The sequence below is a fragment of the Clostridium sp. genome, assembly GCF_036646415.1.
GTDB lineage: Bacteria > Bacillota > Clostridia > Clostridiales > Clostridiaceae > Clostridium_J.
The window spans coordinates 130,770-148,553 of record NZ_JAVXMF010000007.1 but is presented as its reverse complement, the minus strand read 5'-3'; the positions used below and the strand labels follow the sequence as shown (position 1 = coordinate 148,553).

Below are 17,784 nucleotides of genomic sequence, written 5' to 3'. Positions count from 1 at the left end.
CTTTTTCTTTTCAGAAAGTTGGTTATAACCATACTTACTTAAGTTTTCTTTTGTTTGGCTATCATTTAAACCCTCTTTAGAAACATTAAAGGTTTTTAATATTTCTGAAGCTGGTTTAGAAAAGAATTTTTCCATAGTTTTTCCTCCTAAAGATTATTTCAAATGTTTTTTTCTTTTGATAAATTTATACAATACTATTAATGTTACTAAAATTAATAGTGTTATAGCTACTATTGAATAGTTAGATAATATTTTCTTAATTAAATCAGTATTTTCACCAAGATAATAACCTAAAGAGATAAGTATAGTATTCCAAATTACTATGCCACCAAAGGAGTATAAAATAAACTGAGAATATTTCATTTTAACAGTACCTACAGCTAAGGAGATGTAGGTTCTAGTTAAAGGGAATAGTCTAGTTATAAATACGGCAGCCTTACCATACTTTGATATAAATATATCTAGCTTGTCAAAACTTCGTTTTGCTCCAGAAAATTTATTGCAAAGCCAATGAATTATAGGCGAACCGCCAAAGTATCCAATAAGATAGCACAATGTTGAGCCAATTAAACCAGCCATAGTACTAACTAGAATAACTCCAAGAAAGCTAAAGTTACCATTAGAAGATAAGAACCCTATAAAAGGAAGTAAAATCTCACTAGGTAATGGAAAACAAGCATATTCTAAAAAAACAGCTAAAAATACGCCAATGTAACCAAAGCTTTGAATTGTGGTTATTACTAAATTTAGAAAGTCATTTATTATATCCATAATACACCTCAATATATACAAACTTGTTTGTATAATATATTTATTTAGAGTCATTTTCACAAAATCCACATAAAAATAGACTCTTAATATAATTTTTACCTAATAAAAACTATATTAAAAGTCTCGTAACCAAAATGGCAATAACACCAGGCTTTAAAAGCCGCGATTGTTGATGTTATATTTATTACTACTCCCTTTTAATAAAAATTATGTCATTATTATATGAATTATAAAGTAATATAATATAAATTGCAATAGTAATTAGGTTAAGAGTTTATTAATGAATTAAAATTAGAAATCATTAAATAAAAAATACTAACGATTATCTTATACAAGAAATCATTAGTATCTTTAAAGTATTTAGGGGGAATTGTCAGTTAGGTTTTAGCTTTTTCTAAAAATAACTAGCTAAGGCATCTTCAAAAAATAAATGAGTCAATCTCCTAGGCTATTTTGAGTGATACTTAGTCAGCAGAACCCTTAGATAGTTCTACTATCTGCGGAACCTACTTCCTTGTCTAACTCAAAATATCCTTCGCATCTTTGACTTATTATTTATTTTCAGATGCCTAACTTTGAATTAAATCGATTGCTCCAAGAACCACATGTGCAGCTCCAAATCCTAAAGCTGCTGTCTCTGCCATAGGAACAATGTCGCTTTTATCCATAGGACGCTTTTTCATATCTTGAATTCTTAGAATCAAGGTACCAGCGGTTACTAAAGAACCTACCGCAAGTGGTATTAAACCATCTTTAACTTTCATAAAAAACACCTCACTATTAATAATATTTTAGTAAAGAATTATTAGATTGAAAAATAGGCTAATTGCTATTAAATTTTTAAAAATCATATATATAAAGCTAAAACCTATCATTATAGTTTGCACTATTAATAAAATATATTACTAGAAAATTAAACCCATAATTAGAAAATTAAATCCATAACTTTAAAATAGGGTTACAATTTTTTTATTATGTTAGAAGTAATTTTGAAGTTATCATATTTACCCTAAAAGTGTTTCAGTATACAATATATCTTTAATAGCATTAGCAGCATATAGTACATCATTTTCAGTGTTAAAACAACCAAAGCCAAATCTCACTGTTCCATTAGGAAACGTGCCTAAAGTTTTATGAGCTGATGGGGCACAATGAAGTCCACATCTCACAGATATACCATAATTTTTTGATAGTAGATAGGATATTTCACCATTATCACCTTCTGGAAAATCAATTGATACTACAGAGGTTCTATTTTCTACTGAAGGTAGTCCTAAAATTTTAATTTCTTTAATATCTTTAATTTTATCTAGAAATAGTTTAGTTAATTTCATTTCATGCTCTCTTATATTATTAATTCCTTTTTCTTTTAGATATTTTAAAGAGGCATTTAATCCAAAAATTCCAGGTATGTTTGGGGTACCACCTTCAAACTTATCAGGCATGTAATCAGGTTGAACTTCATATTCAGAGAAGCTGCCAGTCCCACCTTCTATGAGGGGATTAGTTATTTTAGCTAATTCATCCTTTATTAAAAATCCACCTATGCCTTGAGGTCCAAGAAGCCCCTTATGACCAGTGAAACATAAAATATCTATATTCATTTTCTCCATATCTATTGGAAGGGAGCCAGCGGTTTGTGCTGTATCTGCAATGAAATAAATATTATTTTCTTTGCAAAAATTACCGATTTCTTCAAAAGGCATAATAGTTCCACATACATTAGAACTGTGAGTCATTATCACAGCTTTAGTATTAGGTTTAAGATATTTATGTAAATCAGATGGATTTAACTCTCCTAAAGAGTTACAAGGCACTACAGAATGATCTATACTTTTACTTTGTAAGGCATTTAAAGGGCGAAGTACAGCATTATGCTCCATAGAGGAGATAATAATATGATCACTTGGATTAAGGAGTCCCTTTAATACTACATTTAAGCTCTCAGTAATGTTTTTAGTAAAAATTACATTTTCAGGTTTGGAGAAATTAAAAAACTTACATAGAAGTTCACGAGTTTCATACACTGTATTTTCAGCATCGAAGGAGCTGTCATAACTACCACGATTAACATTTCCACCAATGCCAACTATATAGTTGGTCATAGATTTTATTACTTCAGTTGGCTTTGGAAAAGAGGTAGCACCATTATCTAAATATACTTTTTTCATAATAATCCTCCTAAAATATAAAAAAGTTCACTATAATATACTTTTTAATAAACTGGTTATTTAAATAACAGATAGTTTCATAATTATGTATTTAGAATTAAAATTTAATAAACATAACAACATATGGTAAAATTAAGGTGTAATTAAATATTAGCAAATATATAGGGGGTAGTAAAGTCATGAAGGAGAAAAGAGGCATTATCTTTGCCGGCGGAATTATTGGATTATTATCTGTACTTTTAGTTTACTTTGGAAATCCTAAAAATATGGGAGCATGTATAGCTTGTTTCTTAAGAGATACAGCAGGAGCAGTTGGGTTGCATAGAGCTGGAGTAGTTCAATATATTAGACCTGAAGTTATAGGAATAATTTTAGGAGCATTCATAATTGCATTATTTACAAAAGAATTTAAAGTTAAAGGCGGTTCATCACCATTCTTAAGATTCATTCTTGGGGCTATAGTTATGATAGGAGCATTAATGTTTCTTGGATGTCCACTTAGAATGGTACTTAGAATGGCAGGTGGAGATTTAAATGCTGTTATAGGTTTACTAGGATTTGCAGCAGGAATATTCATAGGAATTCAATTCTTAAATAGAGGATTTAGTTTAAAGAGAAACTATACTCAAACTAAAATAGAAGGATATGCAATGCCAGTTATAGCTGTAATGTTATTAGGATTACTAATATCTGCACCAGCATTTATATTGTTTAGTGAAAAAGGTCCAGGATCTATGCATTCACCAATATGGATGGCGTTAGCAGCGGGACTTATTATCGGTATTGTAGCTCAAAAAACTAGACTTTGTATGGTTGGTGGAATTAGAGATGTAATAATGTTTAAAGATACTTACCTAATGTGGGGATTTATAGCTATATTCGTAGTTACATTAATCGGGAATGTAATATTAGGATCAGAGTTCTTCAAGTTAGGTTTTGAAGGACAACCAATAGCTCATAATGATGCTATGTGGAACTTTATGGGGATGGTTGTTGCAGGATGGGGATCAGTTCTTTTAGGAGGATGTCCATTAAGACAATTAGTACTAGCAGGAGAAGGAAATGCAGATTCATCTATAACTATAATGGGTATGGTTATAGGAGCAGCTTTTGCACATAACTTTGGGTTAGCCTCATCAGGAGAAGGTCCTACTGGAAATGGTAAAATAGCTGTAGTTATTGGAATAGCTATCTTACTTGGAATTTCATATCTATGTATTAACAAATCATTTAGTATGGGAAAGAATAAAACAGAGAGTAAGGGTGGTGTTTCTATTGGTTAAGATAGATGCAAGAGGAATGAGTTGTCCTCAACCAGTTTTAATGGCTAAAAAGGCATTAGGAGAAAACAAAAATGAGTTTGAAATATTAGTTGATAACAATGTAGCTAAAGAAAATGTTTCAAGATTCATTAAAAGTGTTGGACTTAAAGCTGTAGTATCACAATCAGGAGAAGACTTCGTAATAAGGGCAAAGAAATAGAATGCAGTATATTGTAGTTTTCTTTACTCACTCAGGAGCAATAAAGTATCATAGATACCTAAACTCAGTTGGAATAACTAATGAAACTATGCCTGTACCGAGAAGGTTAAGTTCTAACTGTGGTATTGGGGTTAAATTTACTACAGATAAAGATATAAATGACATGATAACAGAAGATATTGAAAAGGCATTTAAAATGGAAGGTAATAATCATATTATTGTATATGAATGTGATTAATTATAAATTTAAATTAAAAAAGAACTCATCTTTGGGGAGATGGGTTCTTTTTAATTTTTAATATAACCTACTCAATGTTCTTTTTCATGTAGGCGTTTTACTAATATAACTTTACATTTATCCTCATATCCACAGTTTTTATAGATTTGTTGAGCTGGATAGTTTTTAATACCAGTAAGAATTGATATGTGATTGCCATTAAGGGTTTCGAAAATTTCTTCAAGAAACTTAACCATTTTCATCGCAATTCCATTTCTACGATAATTTTCACTTACATATACCTCTGATATCTCAGCATCATTAAAATTATAGCAAATAGATTTTCTAACAAAACCACAGGCAAAGGCAACCACTGAGTCGTCTACTACACCTACAACTACAATTTCTTCTCCATTTTCAATATCATAAGCGATTTTATTAGCATCTACATATAATCCATTAAACTCGTAGTTTAGTTGCCTTAAAGCTTCAGAATCTTTAATTGTAGCTCTTCTAATTTGTATATCCATTTTAAAATAACTCCTTTCATTATAATAATATATATTATCTAAGGTAATTTCATTAAACTCAATATTCGTATATAAATTTACATTTTCTTTTTAACCATGAAGAATTATCTATATCCTTACTTAATTATTATATAACGGTACTAGCCTTATTTAATTTACTTACTTTTAACTATTATATCTAATGTTATTCCAATAATAAACAATATATTATAAATAGAAGGATAAATAGCAATATATGTATAATAAATACTACATGTATAATAAGTCTTGAGGAGGAGATTAGTTGAAAAAAACAAGTGTTTTAATTGCTATACTATTAGCCGTGGTTACCATTGTAGGGTGTTCAAGTGAGAAAGGTAGTCAAGGTGGGAAAAAAGATGATGCCAGTAAGAAAAAACAAGAAATTATAATTTCAGCTGCGGCAAGTCTTAAAGAAACAATGGAAGAAATAAAGAAAGTTTATGAGAAGGACAATAATGTTAATTTAACTCTTAACTTCGGAGCTTCGGGAGCCCTTCAAAAACAAATAGAAGAAGGAGCACCAGTAGATATATTTATATCAGCAGGTCAAAAGCAATTTAAAGCACTTGAGGAAAAGAATTTAATAGAAGAAGGCAGTAAAAAGGATATAGTAGAAAATGAACTTGTGCTTATAGTGAATAATAAATATAAGGACAAGATAACTTCTATAGAGGATTTAGAAAAATTAGAAGGGCATATAGCATTAGGTGAGGTTGGATCAGTGCCAGCAGGTCAATATGCAGAGGAATCTTTAAATTATTATAAGAAATTGGACAAGTTACAAGATAAAATAGTTTATGCTAAGGATGTTAAGCAAGTTGTTAGTTATGTAGAAAGTGGAGAAGCTGTTTGTGGAATTGTTTATAAATCAGATGCTATGCATATAAAAGAATCATCAATAGTAGTTACGTTTGATACTTCGAGTCATAAAACTATAAGTTATCCAGGTGGAGTAATAGCAACATCAGAGATAAAAGAAGCTAGTGGTGAGTTCTTAGATTTCTTAGTTAGTGATAAGGGCAAGGAAATCTTAAAACAATATGGATTTAAGATAGATTAGTAAATGCATTATTGGCTTCAGTAAGGGTAGAAACTCTTACTGAAGCTAATAAATTATTTTAGGTTATGAGTAAAGTTTTGAGTGATTTATTAATTTATAGTTCAAAAAAAATTTACGAGTAAAGATATACTTAAGTTAAGTTAAGTTAAGTGATGGAGATGTGACAGATATGATATTAAGCCCAGTTATTATTTCAATTAAAGTAGCATTAACAGCTACTGCCATAGTTTTTATATTAGGGATAACCTTGGCATTTATATTTACAAGATATAATTTTAGAGGAAAGTCTTTTTTAGAAACCCTTATACTTTTGCCAATGTGTCTGCCACCTACTGTTGTTGGGTATGGATTATTACTTGTTATGGGGAAAAATGGATTTGTGGGGAAGCTATCATTAATTTTATTTGGAAAGAGTTTAGTATTCACTTGGATAGGTGCGGCTATAGGTGGGGCTATTGTTGCATTACCCTTAATGTACCAAAGTATTAAGGCTGCCTTTTTAAATATAGACACATCATACATGGAGACAGCAAGAACTTTGGGAGCTAGTGAAATGTGTGTATTTTTACATATAATATTGCCACTTGCATTGGAGGGGATTGTTAGTGGTATTATACTATCTTTTACAAGAGCCTTAGGAGAGTTTGGAGCAACCCTTATGGTGGCAGGAAATATACCTGGAAAAACTCAAACTATACCTATTGCCATATATTTTGCCGTAGAAAGTGGAGATAGATTTCAGGCAAATGTACTTATGGCTATAGTGGTTATATTTAGTTTTACAGTAGTGTTTTTTCTGAATAGATGGATAAGGATTAGAAGGTAATGATAAATAATTAAAAAGATAGTATAATAAATTATAAAAAGAGTAGATTTAATAAGATTAGATTAAAAAAGAAATTAACTTTAAAGGATTAGCTTTGTATGGAGGGATTTTATGAAAAGTTTTGATTTGATAGTCATAGGTGCAGGAGTAAGTGGACTTACAGCTGCGATAGAAGCTAAGTCTAGAGGTGCACAAGACGTAGTAATAATTGAAAGAGAAGAAGAGCCTGGTGGAGCAATGAATTGTTGTGTTCATCCGGGGTTTTATTATAAGAATATAAGAGAGAATTTAACTATACCAGAGCTGATTGCTAAATTAATTAAGGAAGCACAGGATTTAGGTATAATTATTAAGTGTGATACTACAGTTTTAGAGCTTGGAAAAGATAAAGAAGTTGTTTTAGTAAACAGTGAGGAAGGTATAACTACAATAAAAGGAAAAGTTATAATACTCGCTATGGGTTCTCGAGAAATACATTTTGGGTATAAAAATATATTAGGATATGGAAAGGCAGGAATAACAACTGCTTATTCTACTTTAAAATATATAAATAGAAAGGGCATAATGCCAGGCAAAAAGTGCATTATATTAGGTTCTGATGATATAGGGATATTGGCAGCTAAGACCTTAGTGTTAGAAGGAGCTACAGTAAAAAGTATGATTGAGACAGATAGCAAGGTAAGAGCTATTAGCAATAAGTCACAGGAATGCATAGAAGACTTTAATATTCCTATTTTATTTAAGCACAGAGTAGTAAAGATATATGGTAATTCAAGGGTGTGTGGTGTTGATATTGTACATTTAGATGAAAATTATAATATAGTTGAAGGAACTTGCAAGTACATTGAGTGTGACACATTAGTACTATGTATGAATTTAAAGCCTGATACCGCCATAGCAGAAAAATCAGGTATAGAAGTAAAGGTCGAGAATAGTGGAATAGTTATTTCGGAAAAAATGGAAACTTCAACACCTGGGATTTTTGCTTGTGGAACAGTATTAACTGGATATAATTCAGTTGAGAATGTAATGAATGAGGGAAGGCTGGCAGGAAAGTATGCTTTAGAGTATTGGAGAAATCATGAATGCTAAAGCGGAAATAATAAAATTTGCTAATTATCTCTCCATAGATTTAGTTGGTTTTACAGAGTGTAGAAGATTTGATGAGCTAGAGGAGTTTTTCAAGTATCGTAAAGATAATAATCTTTTGAATGAATTTGAGGAACAAGATATAGAGAAGAAGATTAATCCAAAGCTTTTAATGGGAGATGGAGAAACTATAATATCTATGGCTTTTCCCTACTATTATGAAGATGGTAAGGATGAATATAAATTTTCTTTGTATACAAGGGGTTTGGATTATCATAAGGTAGTTGGAGAATATCTAAAGAAAATATGTGAGTTCATAGAATCTATGGGTGGGAAAGCACAGAGTTTTGTGGATAGCAACCCTTTACCAGAAAGATACATAGCTGTAAAAAGTGGGATTGGGTTTATTGGTAAAAATAATACATTAATTACGGAGAAATATGGTTCATATGTATTTTTAGGTGAAATAATTACTAATCTTAAGCTAGAGGGGGATAAACCTAAGAATTATGGATGTATAGGGTGTGATTTGTGTATGGAAAAGTGTCCAACAAATGTTATAATAGGAGATAATAAAGGGTTCAACTCCAGTTATTGTATATCTTATTTAACACAGAAAAAACATCTAAATAAGATTGAGATACCTATGATTAAGGGAAAAATATTTGGATGTGATAGTTGTCAAAAGGTATGCCCACACAATAGAGATATAGAAACATCAAGGATAAAAGAATTTGTTCCTATAGAGTATATGAATGAAGTTGATTTAGTAAATCTTATAAAGTTAGATAATAAGACTTTTAAGGAAAAATATATAAATCATTCTTGTGGTTGGAGAGGTAAGAATTTATTGATAAGAAATGGACTTATTAATTATTATTTCATGTATAATAAGGATGAAGACGAAATTAAGAATAGTATTACTTCACCTTATATAAAAGAATATTATGATATGTTATTTTAAGGCATAGAGATTGTGTAAGTCTTAGTTTTAGAAGGGAGATTTATATGGATAAAGATATATTAATAAAGTTACTAAATAAATTACCAAAGAATATTTCAGGAAAATTAGCAAAAATTTATGTTAAGTCAGCTATAAATAAGTATGCTAACCTAAAGATTGAGGATTATGATAAAATTAAGAATGTAGACGGACCTATAATATTCATCTGTAATCACTTGAGTAATGCAGATGGAATTATACTTAATGAGGTTCTTAAGGAAAAGGATCCTACATTTATAGCTGGAGTAAAGCTTTCTAATAATGAGTTTACAAAGAATGGGTTTAAGTTTGTAAAAACTATACCAATTAAGCCTAACTCTGCGGATAAAGAAGCCATAAGTAAGATAATACAAAAGCTTAAGGCTGGAGAAAATATAATGATGTTTCCAGAAGGAACAAGAAGTAGAACAAGAGAAATGATAGAAGGAAAAAAAGGACTCTTGCTAATAGCTAAGCTATCTAAGGCAAAGATTATTCCAATAGGAATAACTGGAAGTGAAGAGTTTCTTCCAATAAATGATAATGACATGGGCGAAGAAAATTTTAAATCGGCACATGTAAAAGTGAAATTTGGGAATCCTATTTCTGTACCATCAAAACTTAAAGATGAGGATAAAAATGATTATAACAATAGAGCCATGACAGAAATAATGAAGGCTATAGCATCTCTTTTACCAGAAGAGTATAGAGGTGTATATAAATAAAAGTTACCATAAATTATACAGATTAATTATTTAAACTTATGAAAAATGGACAAAGTTTAAATATAAGAATATAGTTACCATTGAAAAAGAATTTATTTTAGAGTATAAATATACTAACATGTATTATAAATATACTCATGTGTGTTATTAATTTTAATTAATATATAATCAAAATGGAGGTAATGATATGGGAAGCAAATCTTTACAAAATTTTCTTGAAGTAAATTTGAAAGACCTTAAAAGTAAGGGACTTTACAATGAGATTAACGTTATTACAGGACAAAATGGACCAATCATAGAAATTGAAGGGAAGAAACTTATAAATCTTTCTTCAAACAATTATTTAGGCCTTGCTACAGATAAAAGAATGATCGAAGCTGCATTAAAAGCTACAGAAAAATATGGGGTAGGAGCAGGTGCTGTTAGAACAATAAATGGAACACTTGACATACATATAGAGCTTGAGAAGAAGTTAGCAGAGTTCAAACATACTGAATCTGCAATAGCTTTTCAATCAGGATTTAACTGTAATATGGCAGCGATATCTGCTGTAATGAATAAGAAAGATGCAATACTTTCAGACTCATTAAACCATGCATCAATAATCGATGGATGTAGATTATCAGGAGCTAAAATCATAAGAGTTGAGCACTCTGATATGGAAGACTTAAGAAATAAAGCTAAAGAAGCTAAAGAATCTGGATTATACGAAAAAATAATGGTAATCACAGATGGTGTATTCTCAATGGATGGAGATATTGCAAAACTTCCTGAAATTGTTGAAATTGCAGAAGAATTTGACTTAATAACTTATGTTGATGATGCTCACGGTTCAGGAGTACTTGGTAAAGGTGCTGGAACAGTTCATCACTTCGGATTATCAGATAAAATAGATTTCCAAATAGGAACACTTTCTAAAGCTATTGGTGTAGTTGGAGGATATGTTGCAGGAACTAAGGATCTTATCGACTGGTTAAAAGTTAGAGGTAGACCATTCCTATTCTCAACTTCTTTAACTCCAGCATCAGCAGCAGCTTGTATTGAAGCTGTAAGAATATTAACAGAAAGTACTGAACTTCATGATAAAGTATGGGAGAACGGAAACTATCTTAAAAAAGGACTAAAAGAATTAGGATTTGATATTGGACATAGTGAAACTCCAATAACTCCATGTATAATAGGTGATGCTGCAAAGGCTCAAGAATTCAGTAAGAGATTATATGAAGAGGGCGTATATGCTAAATCAATAGTATTCCCAACAGTTCCACTAGGAACAGCAAGAGTTAGAAACATGCCATCAGCAGCACATACAAAAGAAATGCTAGATGAAGCTATTGCCAGTTATGCAAAAGTAGGAAGAGCAATGGATATAATAAAATAAGATAGAGAAGTTTTAATGTTTAGAGGGAGTTTTTACTCCCGTTGAATTTAAGAAAACGTTATCTGAAGATTTACAAGGCAGTATAACTCTTAAAAAGATAAAAACATAGACTAATAGATATCAGATAGGTATCTTTTAAGTAACATTAAATAACGTGAAATGAGGAGAATTAAAGATGAAAAGAATATTAGTTAGTGGATGTTTAGGACAAATTGGTACGGAACTTGTAACAAAAATGAGAGAAGTTTATGGTGTAGATAATGTAATAGCTACAGACTTAAGAAAACCAGAAGGAAATCCAATTGTTGAGGGTGGAATATTTGAAACTCTTGATGTAACAAACTATGATGCATTTTTAGAAATAGCTAAAAAATATAAAGTAGACACTATTATTCATCTTGCAGCACTACTATCTGCTGTAGCAGAAGCAAAACCACAATTAGCATGGACATTAAACATGGGTGGACTTGTGAATGCACTAGAAGTTTCTAGAGAACTAGGCTGTCAATTCTTTACTCCAAGTTCAATAGGAGCATTTGGACCATCTACTCCAAAAGTAAATACTCCTCAAGATACTATCCAAAGACCAAACACTATGTATGGTGTAACTAAAGTTTCTGGAGAGTTATTATGTGATTACTATCATACTAAATTCGGAGTTGATACAAGAGGAGTAAGATTCCCAGGACTTATTTCTTACGTTGCACTACCAGGTGGTGGAACTACTGACTATGCTGTAGATATATACTATGAAGCATTAAAATCAGGTAAATATACTTCATTCATAGGTGAAGGAACTTACATGGATATGATGTATATGCCAGATGCTATAAATGCAATAATTACTTTAATGGAAGCAGATGCAAGCAAATTAGTGCACAGAAATGCATTTAATATAACTGCTATGAGCTTTAAACCAGAAGAAATAGCAGCAGAAATTAAAAAGCACATTCCAGAATTCCAAATGTCTTATGATGTAGACCCAATAAGACAAGGAATTGCTAACACTTGGCCAGATTCAATCGACCCAACTGCAGCAACAGAAGAGTGGGGCTTTAAAGCAGAGTACGACCTTGCTAAAATGACAACAGATATGCTTGAAAAGCTAAAAGCTAAGGGCATAAAATAAAAAAGAATAGAAATGTTAAAATCCATGGTGGAAATTTCACCATGGATTTTATTTTTTTAAAAACTTCATATAATAAAATAATTTTATTTATATATCCCTCACACTTAATATATTAAGAATAAAATAGTTTGACTGTTAAAGTTTTGATTAATTTATAACAATTCCTAAATATATTAATGTATTTCAAAAGTACCCATATATTAGTACATAGAACATGGGATATAGTATAATAAATTATGAATTTAAAAATAAAGAAGGGATATGAGATTGGTATGTATAAGATTTTAATAGTTGAAGATGATATGATAATTGCAAAAGGACTCGAGAACTTTTTGTGTCAATGGAATTACGAAGTGAAATGTATAACTGATTTTAAAGATGTTAAGAAGGAATTTATTGAATTTAATCCACAACTTGTACTGCTAGATATATCTTTGCCGTTTTTTAATGGATATCATTGGTGTAATGAAATTCGCAAAATATCCAAAGTGCCTATAATTTTCATTTCTTCTATGAGTGATAATATGAACATTGTTATGGCTATAAACATGGGGGGAGACGATTTTATTGCAAAGCCTTTTGATTTAAATGTTATTGTGGCTAAAGTGCAGGCATTGATTAGAAGGACATATTCCTTTGGTGGCCAAATGAATGTAATTGAACATAGAGGAATAGTATTAAATCTTAATGACACTACGATTGAATATAAAGATGTTAAGGTCGAGCTTACAAAAAATGAATTTAAGATAATGCAAGTTTTGTTTGAAAATATTGGGAAAGTGGTATCTCGTGATACTATTATGGAAAAACTGTGGGAAAGTGATAGTTATATTGATGATAATACTTTGACAGTCAATGTTACTCGTTTAAGAAAAAGACTTAGTGATATTAGTATTGTTGATTTTGTTAAAACGAAAAAAGGTATAGGATATATGGTGGAATAATATGAGTCTAAAATATTTATTAAGGGTAATGTTGTTATACATTAAAGATCATATTAAACCGATAATTAAATATATTATTTTTAGTGTTATTTATGTAACTGTATTTTTCTTATACTCAATAGATATTGAGCCTATAGTATACGCTTTTCTTTTGGTTAGTTGTCTTGTAATAATATTTTCTTTTTATGACTTCATTAAATATTATAAAAAATATAGTGATTTATATAATATTAAAAATCAAATTTCGGTAGATTTAGAAAAAGTACCAATAGCTAATGGTACTATAGAAGCATACTATCAGAATATATTATTTGAATTATATAATCAAAAGCAAGAAATAGCTTTGAAGTCAGATATAAAACAAACAGAGATGATAGATTATTATACATTGTGGGCACATCAGATTAAAACACCTATTGCTGCAATGAAATTATTATTACAATTTGAGCAAAATAAGCAAAACAAAGAATTATTAACAGAACTTTTTAAGATTGAGCAGTATGTGGACATGGTATTAGGGTATTTAAGGATTGAAAGTTCATCGTCGGATTTAGTATTTCAGAATTATGATTTATCAAAAATTATAAGGCAAGCAATTAGAAAGTATGCACAGATATTTATTAAAAAGGGTATAGCAGTGGAGTTTAATGAAATGAACTGTAGTGTATTAAGTGATGAAAAGTGGTTGGTTTTTGTAATTGAACAAATTTTATCAAACGCATTAAAGTACACAAAGAAAGGAAAAATATCAATATATATGGATAGTTCTGAAGAAAAGACTTTAGTGATTGAAGATACAGGAATAGGTATTGCAGAAGAAGATTTGCCAAGGATATTTGAAAAAGGCTTTACGGGATATAATGGGCGGATGGATAAAAAAGCAACTGGAATTGGATTATATCTTTGTAAGAAGATATTAAACAAGCTTTCTCATAATATAAGCATTACATCTATAGTTGATGAAGGAACCACAGTAAAAATTAATCTTTCTTCCATAAAAACAATAATGGAATAGGGGAGACCTTACAAAATTGTAAGGTTAAACAAGGAAATGTAAGTCAGAGTTATGGTTTTACATTTTCTTATTTTCTATAATAATAATTAGTTAATATATGAATTGGAGGAAAGTAATATGGCGTTATTAGAAGTAAATAATTTAAAGAAAGTATATACAACTAGATTTGGAGGGAATCAGGTACAGGCATTAAGTAATGTGACATTCTCAGTGGAGAAAGGTGAATATGTTGCAATAATGGGGGAATCGGGTTCGGGGAAAACGACGCTTCTTAATATCTTAGCTTCATTAGATAAGCCTACTGGTGGAAATGTAATGTTAAATGATAAAAATATAGTAAATATAAAGGAAAGTGAAATATCAGTATTTCGTAGAGAAAATTTAGGATTTGTATTTCAAGATTTTAATTTACTTGATACGTTTTCATTAAAGGATAATATATTTTTACCACTTGTTTTAGCTAGAAAGAAATATGATGAAATGGAAGGAAGATTAGAACCTATTGCAAAGAAGCTTAATATAGAAAAGATATTATCAAAGTATCCTTACGAAGTATCAGGTGGACAAAAACAAAGAGCGGCTGTAGCAAGGGCACTTATTACTTCACCTAAGCTTATTTTAGCAGATGAACCAACAGGAGCATTAGATTCAAAAGCTACAGATCAATTATTAAAATTATTTTCAGAGATAAATAAAGATGGGCAAACAATATTAATGGTAACTCATAGTACAAAAGCAGCAAGTCATGCAAGTAGGGTATTGTTTATTAAAGATGGAGAGGTATTTCATCAAATCTATAAAGGAGCAATGTCTAACGAAGAAATGTTTGAGAAAATATCTAATACATTAACAGTCATTACTAATGGGGGTAATGGGGATGAATAAATTGTTTTATCAAAAGTTAGCACTAACAAATATAAAGAATAATAGCAAAACCTATTATCCGTACATAATAACATGTATATGTACTATTAGTATGTTTTATATAATGCATTCATTCTCTATAAATAAGGGGTTAGATGAGATAGTTGGGTCTGAAAATATTAAAACAATATTAAATTTAGGAACAGTAATAATAGGTGTTTTTTCAGCTATATTCCTTTTTTACACAAACAGCTTTTTGATAAAGCGGAGAAAAAAAGAACTTGGCTTATATAATGTATTAGGTCTTGAAAAAAAACATATTGCAAAAGTATTATTTTTTGAAAGTATAATAATTTCAGGTAGTAGCCTTTTTATAGGAATTATTGGAGGAATTATATTAAATAAACTTATGTTTTTATTATTTTTAAAGATACTTAATTTCCATGTAACTTTTGGATTCTCTATTTCAATATTATCAATAGTAATAACTTTAATTGTATTTTTAGGAATATTTATTTTGACATTAATGACTAATTTATTTCAAATTAAGATATCCAAGCCAATTGAACTTTTAAAAGGTGGAGAACATGGGGAAAAGGAACCTAAAACGAAATGGGTAATAGCTCTTATTGGATTAGTAGCTCTTGCTACTGGATATGGAATGTCATTATCAGTGAAAGATCCAATTTCTGCACTGAATTTATTTTTTGTTGCTGTTATTTTAGTTATGATAGGAACATATGCACTTTTTACAGCAGGAAGTATTGCTATGCTAAAGCTTCTTAGAAAAAATAAAAGGTTTTATTATAAAACAAGAAATTTTATTTCTATATCTAGCATGATGTATAGAATGAAGCAAAATGCAGTTGGACTTGCTAATATTTGCATATTAAGCACAGCGGTGGTTGTGATACTGTCAACTACAGTTTCTTTATATGTTGGAATGGAAGATATTTTGAGATATAGGTTTTCAAGCGATGTAACTATAAGTACGACAGAAATCAATACAGATAAAATAAAAACAATAAACGAAATAGTAGAGAGTGAAATTAAGGAAAGTAAAGTTAATATTAGCAATAGAATTAATTATACATCAAATTCCTTTGCAGCTATGAAAGAAGATACTATTTTTAAACTAAATAATGATAATACGTATAATTCTAATGCTTCTATATTAAGTATAGTTTCTATTTCAGATTATAATAGATTAGAAGGTAAGGATATTATCCTTGAAGATAATGAAGTTATTATTTTTTCAACTACTAATAATTATGGAAAAGATGTTATTAGCATTGGAGATAAGACTTTTAAGATAAAAGAAGAGGTAGATTCATTAACATTTGCTAAAAAGAATCGTGCAAGTATACTGGACACATATATAGTAATCTTAAATAATATTGATTCTTTTGGAGAATTTAATAAAAGCTATGATGTTGCTTTTGATGTTGATGGAAATGATTCGGAAATGTTAAAAATTATCAATGGGGCAAATCAAAGTTTTATAGAGTCAGGAATAAATGTTAGTATTGAAAGCGTGGCTGACAGTAGGGAGAGTTTCTTTGCTCTTTATGGAAGTTTATTATTTTTAGGACTTTTCTTAGGCTCATTATTTTTAATGGCAACAGTATTAATAATATATTATAAGCAGATATCTGAGGGGTATGAAGATAAAGAACGTTTTGAGATAATGCAAAAGATTGGAATGAGTAAAGTTGAGATAAAGAAAACAATAAGCAGTCAGATACTAATTATATTTTTCTTGCCTATTATTTTTACAGCAATCCATATTGTTTTTGCATTTCCTATAATAACTAAGTTATTAGCACTATTAAATTTAACCAATATGCCATTATTTAGATTGTGTACTATAGCAACTGTAAGTATTTTTGCAGTTATTTATGGCATAGTATTTATTTTAACAGCAAAAATTTATTATAAAATTGTTAAGTAGATATCAATAGCAGGCGCAAGTCCCAAGGTCCTTTCGAGTTTATATCTGTAAGGGTGTTACTAAATATGATTTAGATACTTTATCTCCAAAGATATATGAGGTTCTACCAAAATGTATAAAGATCAAATTATAAGAAAAGGGGGAATTGTAATGAATATACAAATAAAAAGAGCAACAGAAATTGATTCTAAGAATATTGCAACATGGAAGTATGATGGGATATACTCTTTTTACGATAATAATAGGACTGAGGGAAAAAAAGAATGGGCAAGCAATATATATAAGGATGAGAATGTCTTTGGGATTTATAATGAAAAAAATGAATTAATAGGTAATTGTTGTTTTGATAGAGATGAAGATGATAATCAGTTTTATTTTGGAATACAAATGAGACCAGATTTAACAGGAAAGGGACTTGGCAAAGAAGTTTTAGAAGTTGTATTAGAATTTGGAAGAAAAAAATATAACCTTGAAAAGATTAAATTACTTGTAGCTAAGTTTAATGAGAGAGCAATAAAGGTCTATGAAAGATTAGGATTCAAAGTTAGAGAAGAATTTGTTTGGAATGTAAATGGTGGTGAGTATGAATTTGTAGAAATGGAGATGTCTTGGGAATAAAGCTGATA

Annotated in this window: 20 protein-coding genes; 15 read left to right on the top strand and 5 right to left on the bottom strand. The window is 29.8% G+C overall.

What is annotated here, in order from left to right:
* The 4 genes from RSD37_RS07355 to RSD37_RS07340 all read right to left on the bottom strand — a co-directional run.
* Window positions 1-135, bottom strand: a 135-nt coding sequence (locus tag RSD37_RS07355) for a cation-transporting P-type ATPase (RefSeq protein WP_346946070.1), incomplete at its 3' end; no start/stop codon positions are given.
* A gap of 18 nt (window positions 136-153) precedes the next feature.
* Complete coding sequence (locus tag RSD37_RS07350; protein ID WP_346946065.1) at window positions 154-771, bottom strand: DedA family protein; 618 nt, start codon at window positions 769-771, stop codon at window positions 154-156.
* 569 nt (window positions 772-1,340) lie between these two features.
* Window positions 1,341-1,535, bottom strand: a complete 195-nt coding sequence (locus RSD37_RS07345; RefSeq protein ID WP_346946064.1) for an asparagine synthase — start codon at window positions 1,533-1,535, stop codon at window positions 1,341-1,343.
* A gap of 240 nt (window positions 1,536-1,775) precedes the next feature.
* Window positions 1,776-2,942, bottom strand: a complete 1,167-nt coding sequence (locus tag RSD37_RS07340) for an aminotransferase class V-fold PLP-dependent enzyme (protein WP_346946063.1) — start codon at window positions 2,940-2,942, stop codon at window positions 1,776-1,778.
* Window positions 2,943-3,121: 179 nt separating this feature from the next.
* On the opposite strand from RSD37_RS07340, the gene yedE reads away from it, so the two are divergent.
* The 3 genes from yedE to RSD37_RS07325 are packed head-to-tail and all read left to right on the top strand — an operon-like array spanning window position 3,122 to window position 4,662.
* Entirely contained in the window at window positions 3,122-4,225 is a 1,104-nt protein-coding gene (gene yedE / locus RSD37_RS07335; RefSeq protein WP_346946062.1) for a YedE family putative selenium transporter, read from the top strand.
* Window positions 4,209-4,424 carry a sulfurtransferase TusA family protein gene (locus tag RSD37_RS07330; protein ID WP_346946061.1) on the top strand — a complete coding sequence of 72 codons (216 nt, stop codon included), beginning with the start codon at window positions 4,209-4,211 and terminating at the stop codon, window positions 4,422-4,424. The genes yedE and RSD37_RS07330 overlap by 17 nt, the downstream gene beginning before the upstream one ends.
* A gap of 1 nt (window position 4,425) precedes the next feature.
* Window positions 4,426-4,662: a DUF3343 domain-containing protein gene (locus RSD37_RS07325; RefSeq protein WP_346946060.1), complete on the top strand. Its 237-nt coding sequence runs from the start codon at window positions 4,426-4,428 to the stop codon at window positions 4,660-4,662.
* Window positions 4,663-4,733: 71 nt separating this feature from the next.
* On the opposite strand, the gene RSD37_RS07320 is transcribed toward RSD37_RS07325, so the two are convergent.
* Window positions 4,734-5,171, bottom strand: a complete 438-nt coding sequence (locus RSD37_RS07320; protein ID WP_346946059.1) for a GNAT family N-acetyltransferase — start codon at window positions 5,169-5,171, stop codon at window positions 4,734-4,736.
* Window positions 5,172-5,454: 283 nt separating this feature from the next.
* On the opposite strand from RSD37_RS07320, the gene modA reads away from it, so the two are divergent.
* The 12 genes from modA (at window position 5,455) to RSD37_RS07260 (ending at window position 17,776) form a co-directional block, all read left to right on the top strand.
* Window positions 5,455-6,252, top strand: coding sequence for a molybdate ABC transporter substrate-binding protein (modA, locus tag RSD37_RS07315; protein WP_346946058.1), 798 nt, complete (start codon window positions 5,455-5,457; stop codon window positions 6,250-6,252).
* Window positions 6,253-6,421: 169 nt separating this feature from the next.
* Window positions 6,422-7,078 (top strand): molybdate ABC transporter permease subunit, encoded by a 657-nt coding sequence (gene modB / locus RSD37_RS07310; RefSeq protein WP_346946057.1) that lies wholly within the window; start codon window positions 6,422-6,424, stop codon window positions 7,076-7,078.
* A gap of 111 nt (window positions 7,079-7,189) precedes the next feature.
* A complete protein-coding gene (locus RSD37_RS07305; protein WP_346946056.1) occupies window positions 7,190-8,170 on the top strand; it encodes an NAD(P)/FAD-dependent oxidoreductase in 981 nt (326 codons plus the stop codon).
* A complete protein-coding gene (gene queG, locus RSD37_RS07300; protein ID WP_346946055.1) occupies window positions 8,160-9,131 on the top strand; it encodes a tRNA epoxyqueuosine(34) reductase QueG in 972 nt (323 codons plus the stop codon). Before RSD37_RS07305 ends, queG begins: the two co-directional genes overlap by 11 nt.
* A gap of 44 nt (window positions 9,132-9,175) precedes the next feature.
* Window positions 9,176-9,874, top strand: a complete 699-nt coding sequence (locus RSD37_RS07295) for a lysophospholipid acyltransferase family protein (protein WP_346946054.1) — start codon at window positions 9,176-9,178, stop codon at window positions 9,872-9,874.
* A gap of 187 nt (window positions 9,875-10,061) precedes the next feature.
* Window positions 10,062-11,255, top strand: coding sequence for a glycine C-acetyltransferase (locus RSD37_RS07290; protein ID WP_346946053.1), 1,194 nt, complete (start codon window positions 10,062-10,064; stop codon window positions 11,253-11,255).
* A 175-nt stretch (window positions 11,256-11,430) separates the two neighbouring features.
* A complete protein-coding gene (locus RSD37_RS07285) occupies window positions 11,431-12,384 on the top strand; it encodes an L-threonine 3-dehydrogenase (protein ID WP_346946052.1) in 954 nt (317 codons plus the stop codon).
* 272 nt (window positions 12,385-12,656) lie between these two features.
* Window positions 12,657-13,328 carry a response regulator transcription factor gene (locus RSD37_RS07280; RefSeq protein ID WP_346946069.1) on the top strand — a complete coding sequence of 224 codons (672 nt, stop codon included), beginning with the start codon at window positions 12,657-12,659 and terminating at the stop codon, window positions 13,326-13,328.
* A 1-nt stretch (window position 13,329) separates the two neighbouring features.
* The gene (locus RSD37_RS07275) at window positions 13,330-14,343 is read left to right on the top strand and encodes a sensor histidine kinase (protein WP_346946051.1); all 1,014 of its coding nucleotides are present in this window, start codon (window positions 13,330-13,332) and stop codon (window positions 14,341-14,343) included.
* Between the two features lie 117 nt (window positions 14,344-14,460).
* Entirely contained in the window at window positions 14,461-15,228 is a 768-nt protein-coding gene (locus RSD37_RS07270) for an ABC transporter ATP-binding protein (protein WP_346946050.1), read from the top strand.
* Window positions 15,221-17,158, top strand: coding sequence for an FtsX-like permease family protein (locus RSD37_RS07265; RefSeq protein WP_346946049.1), 1,938 nt, complete (start codon window positions 15,221-15,223; stop codon window positions 17,156-17,158). The genes RSD37_RS07270 and RSD37_RS07265 overlap by 8 nt, the downstream gene beginning before the upstream one ends.
* A gap of 150 nt (window positions 17,159-17,308) precedes the next feature.
* Window positions 17,309-17,776, top strand: a complete 468-nt coding sequence (locus RSD37_RS07260) for a GNAT family N-acetyltransferase (RefSeq protein WP_346946048.1) — start codon at window positions 17,309-17,311, stop codon at window positions 17,774-17,776.
* The last annotated feature ends 8 nt before the right edge of the window (window positions 17,777-17,784 follow it).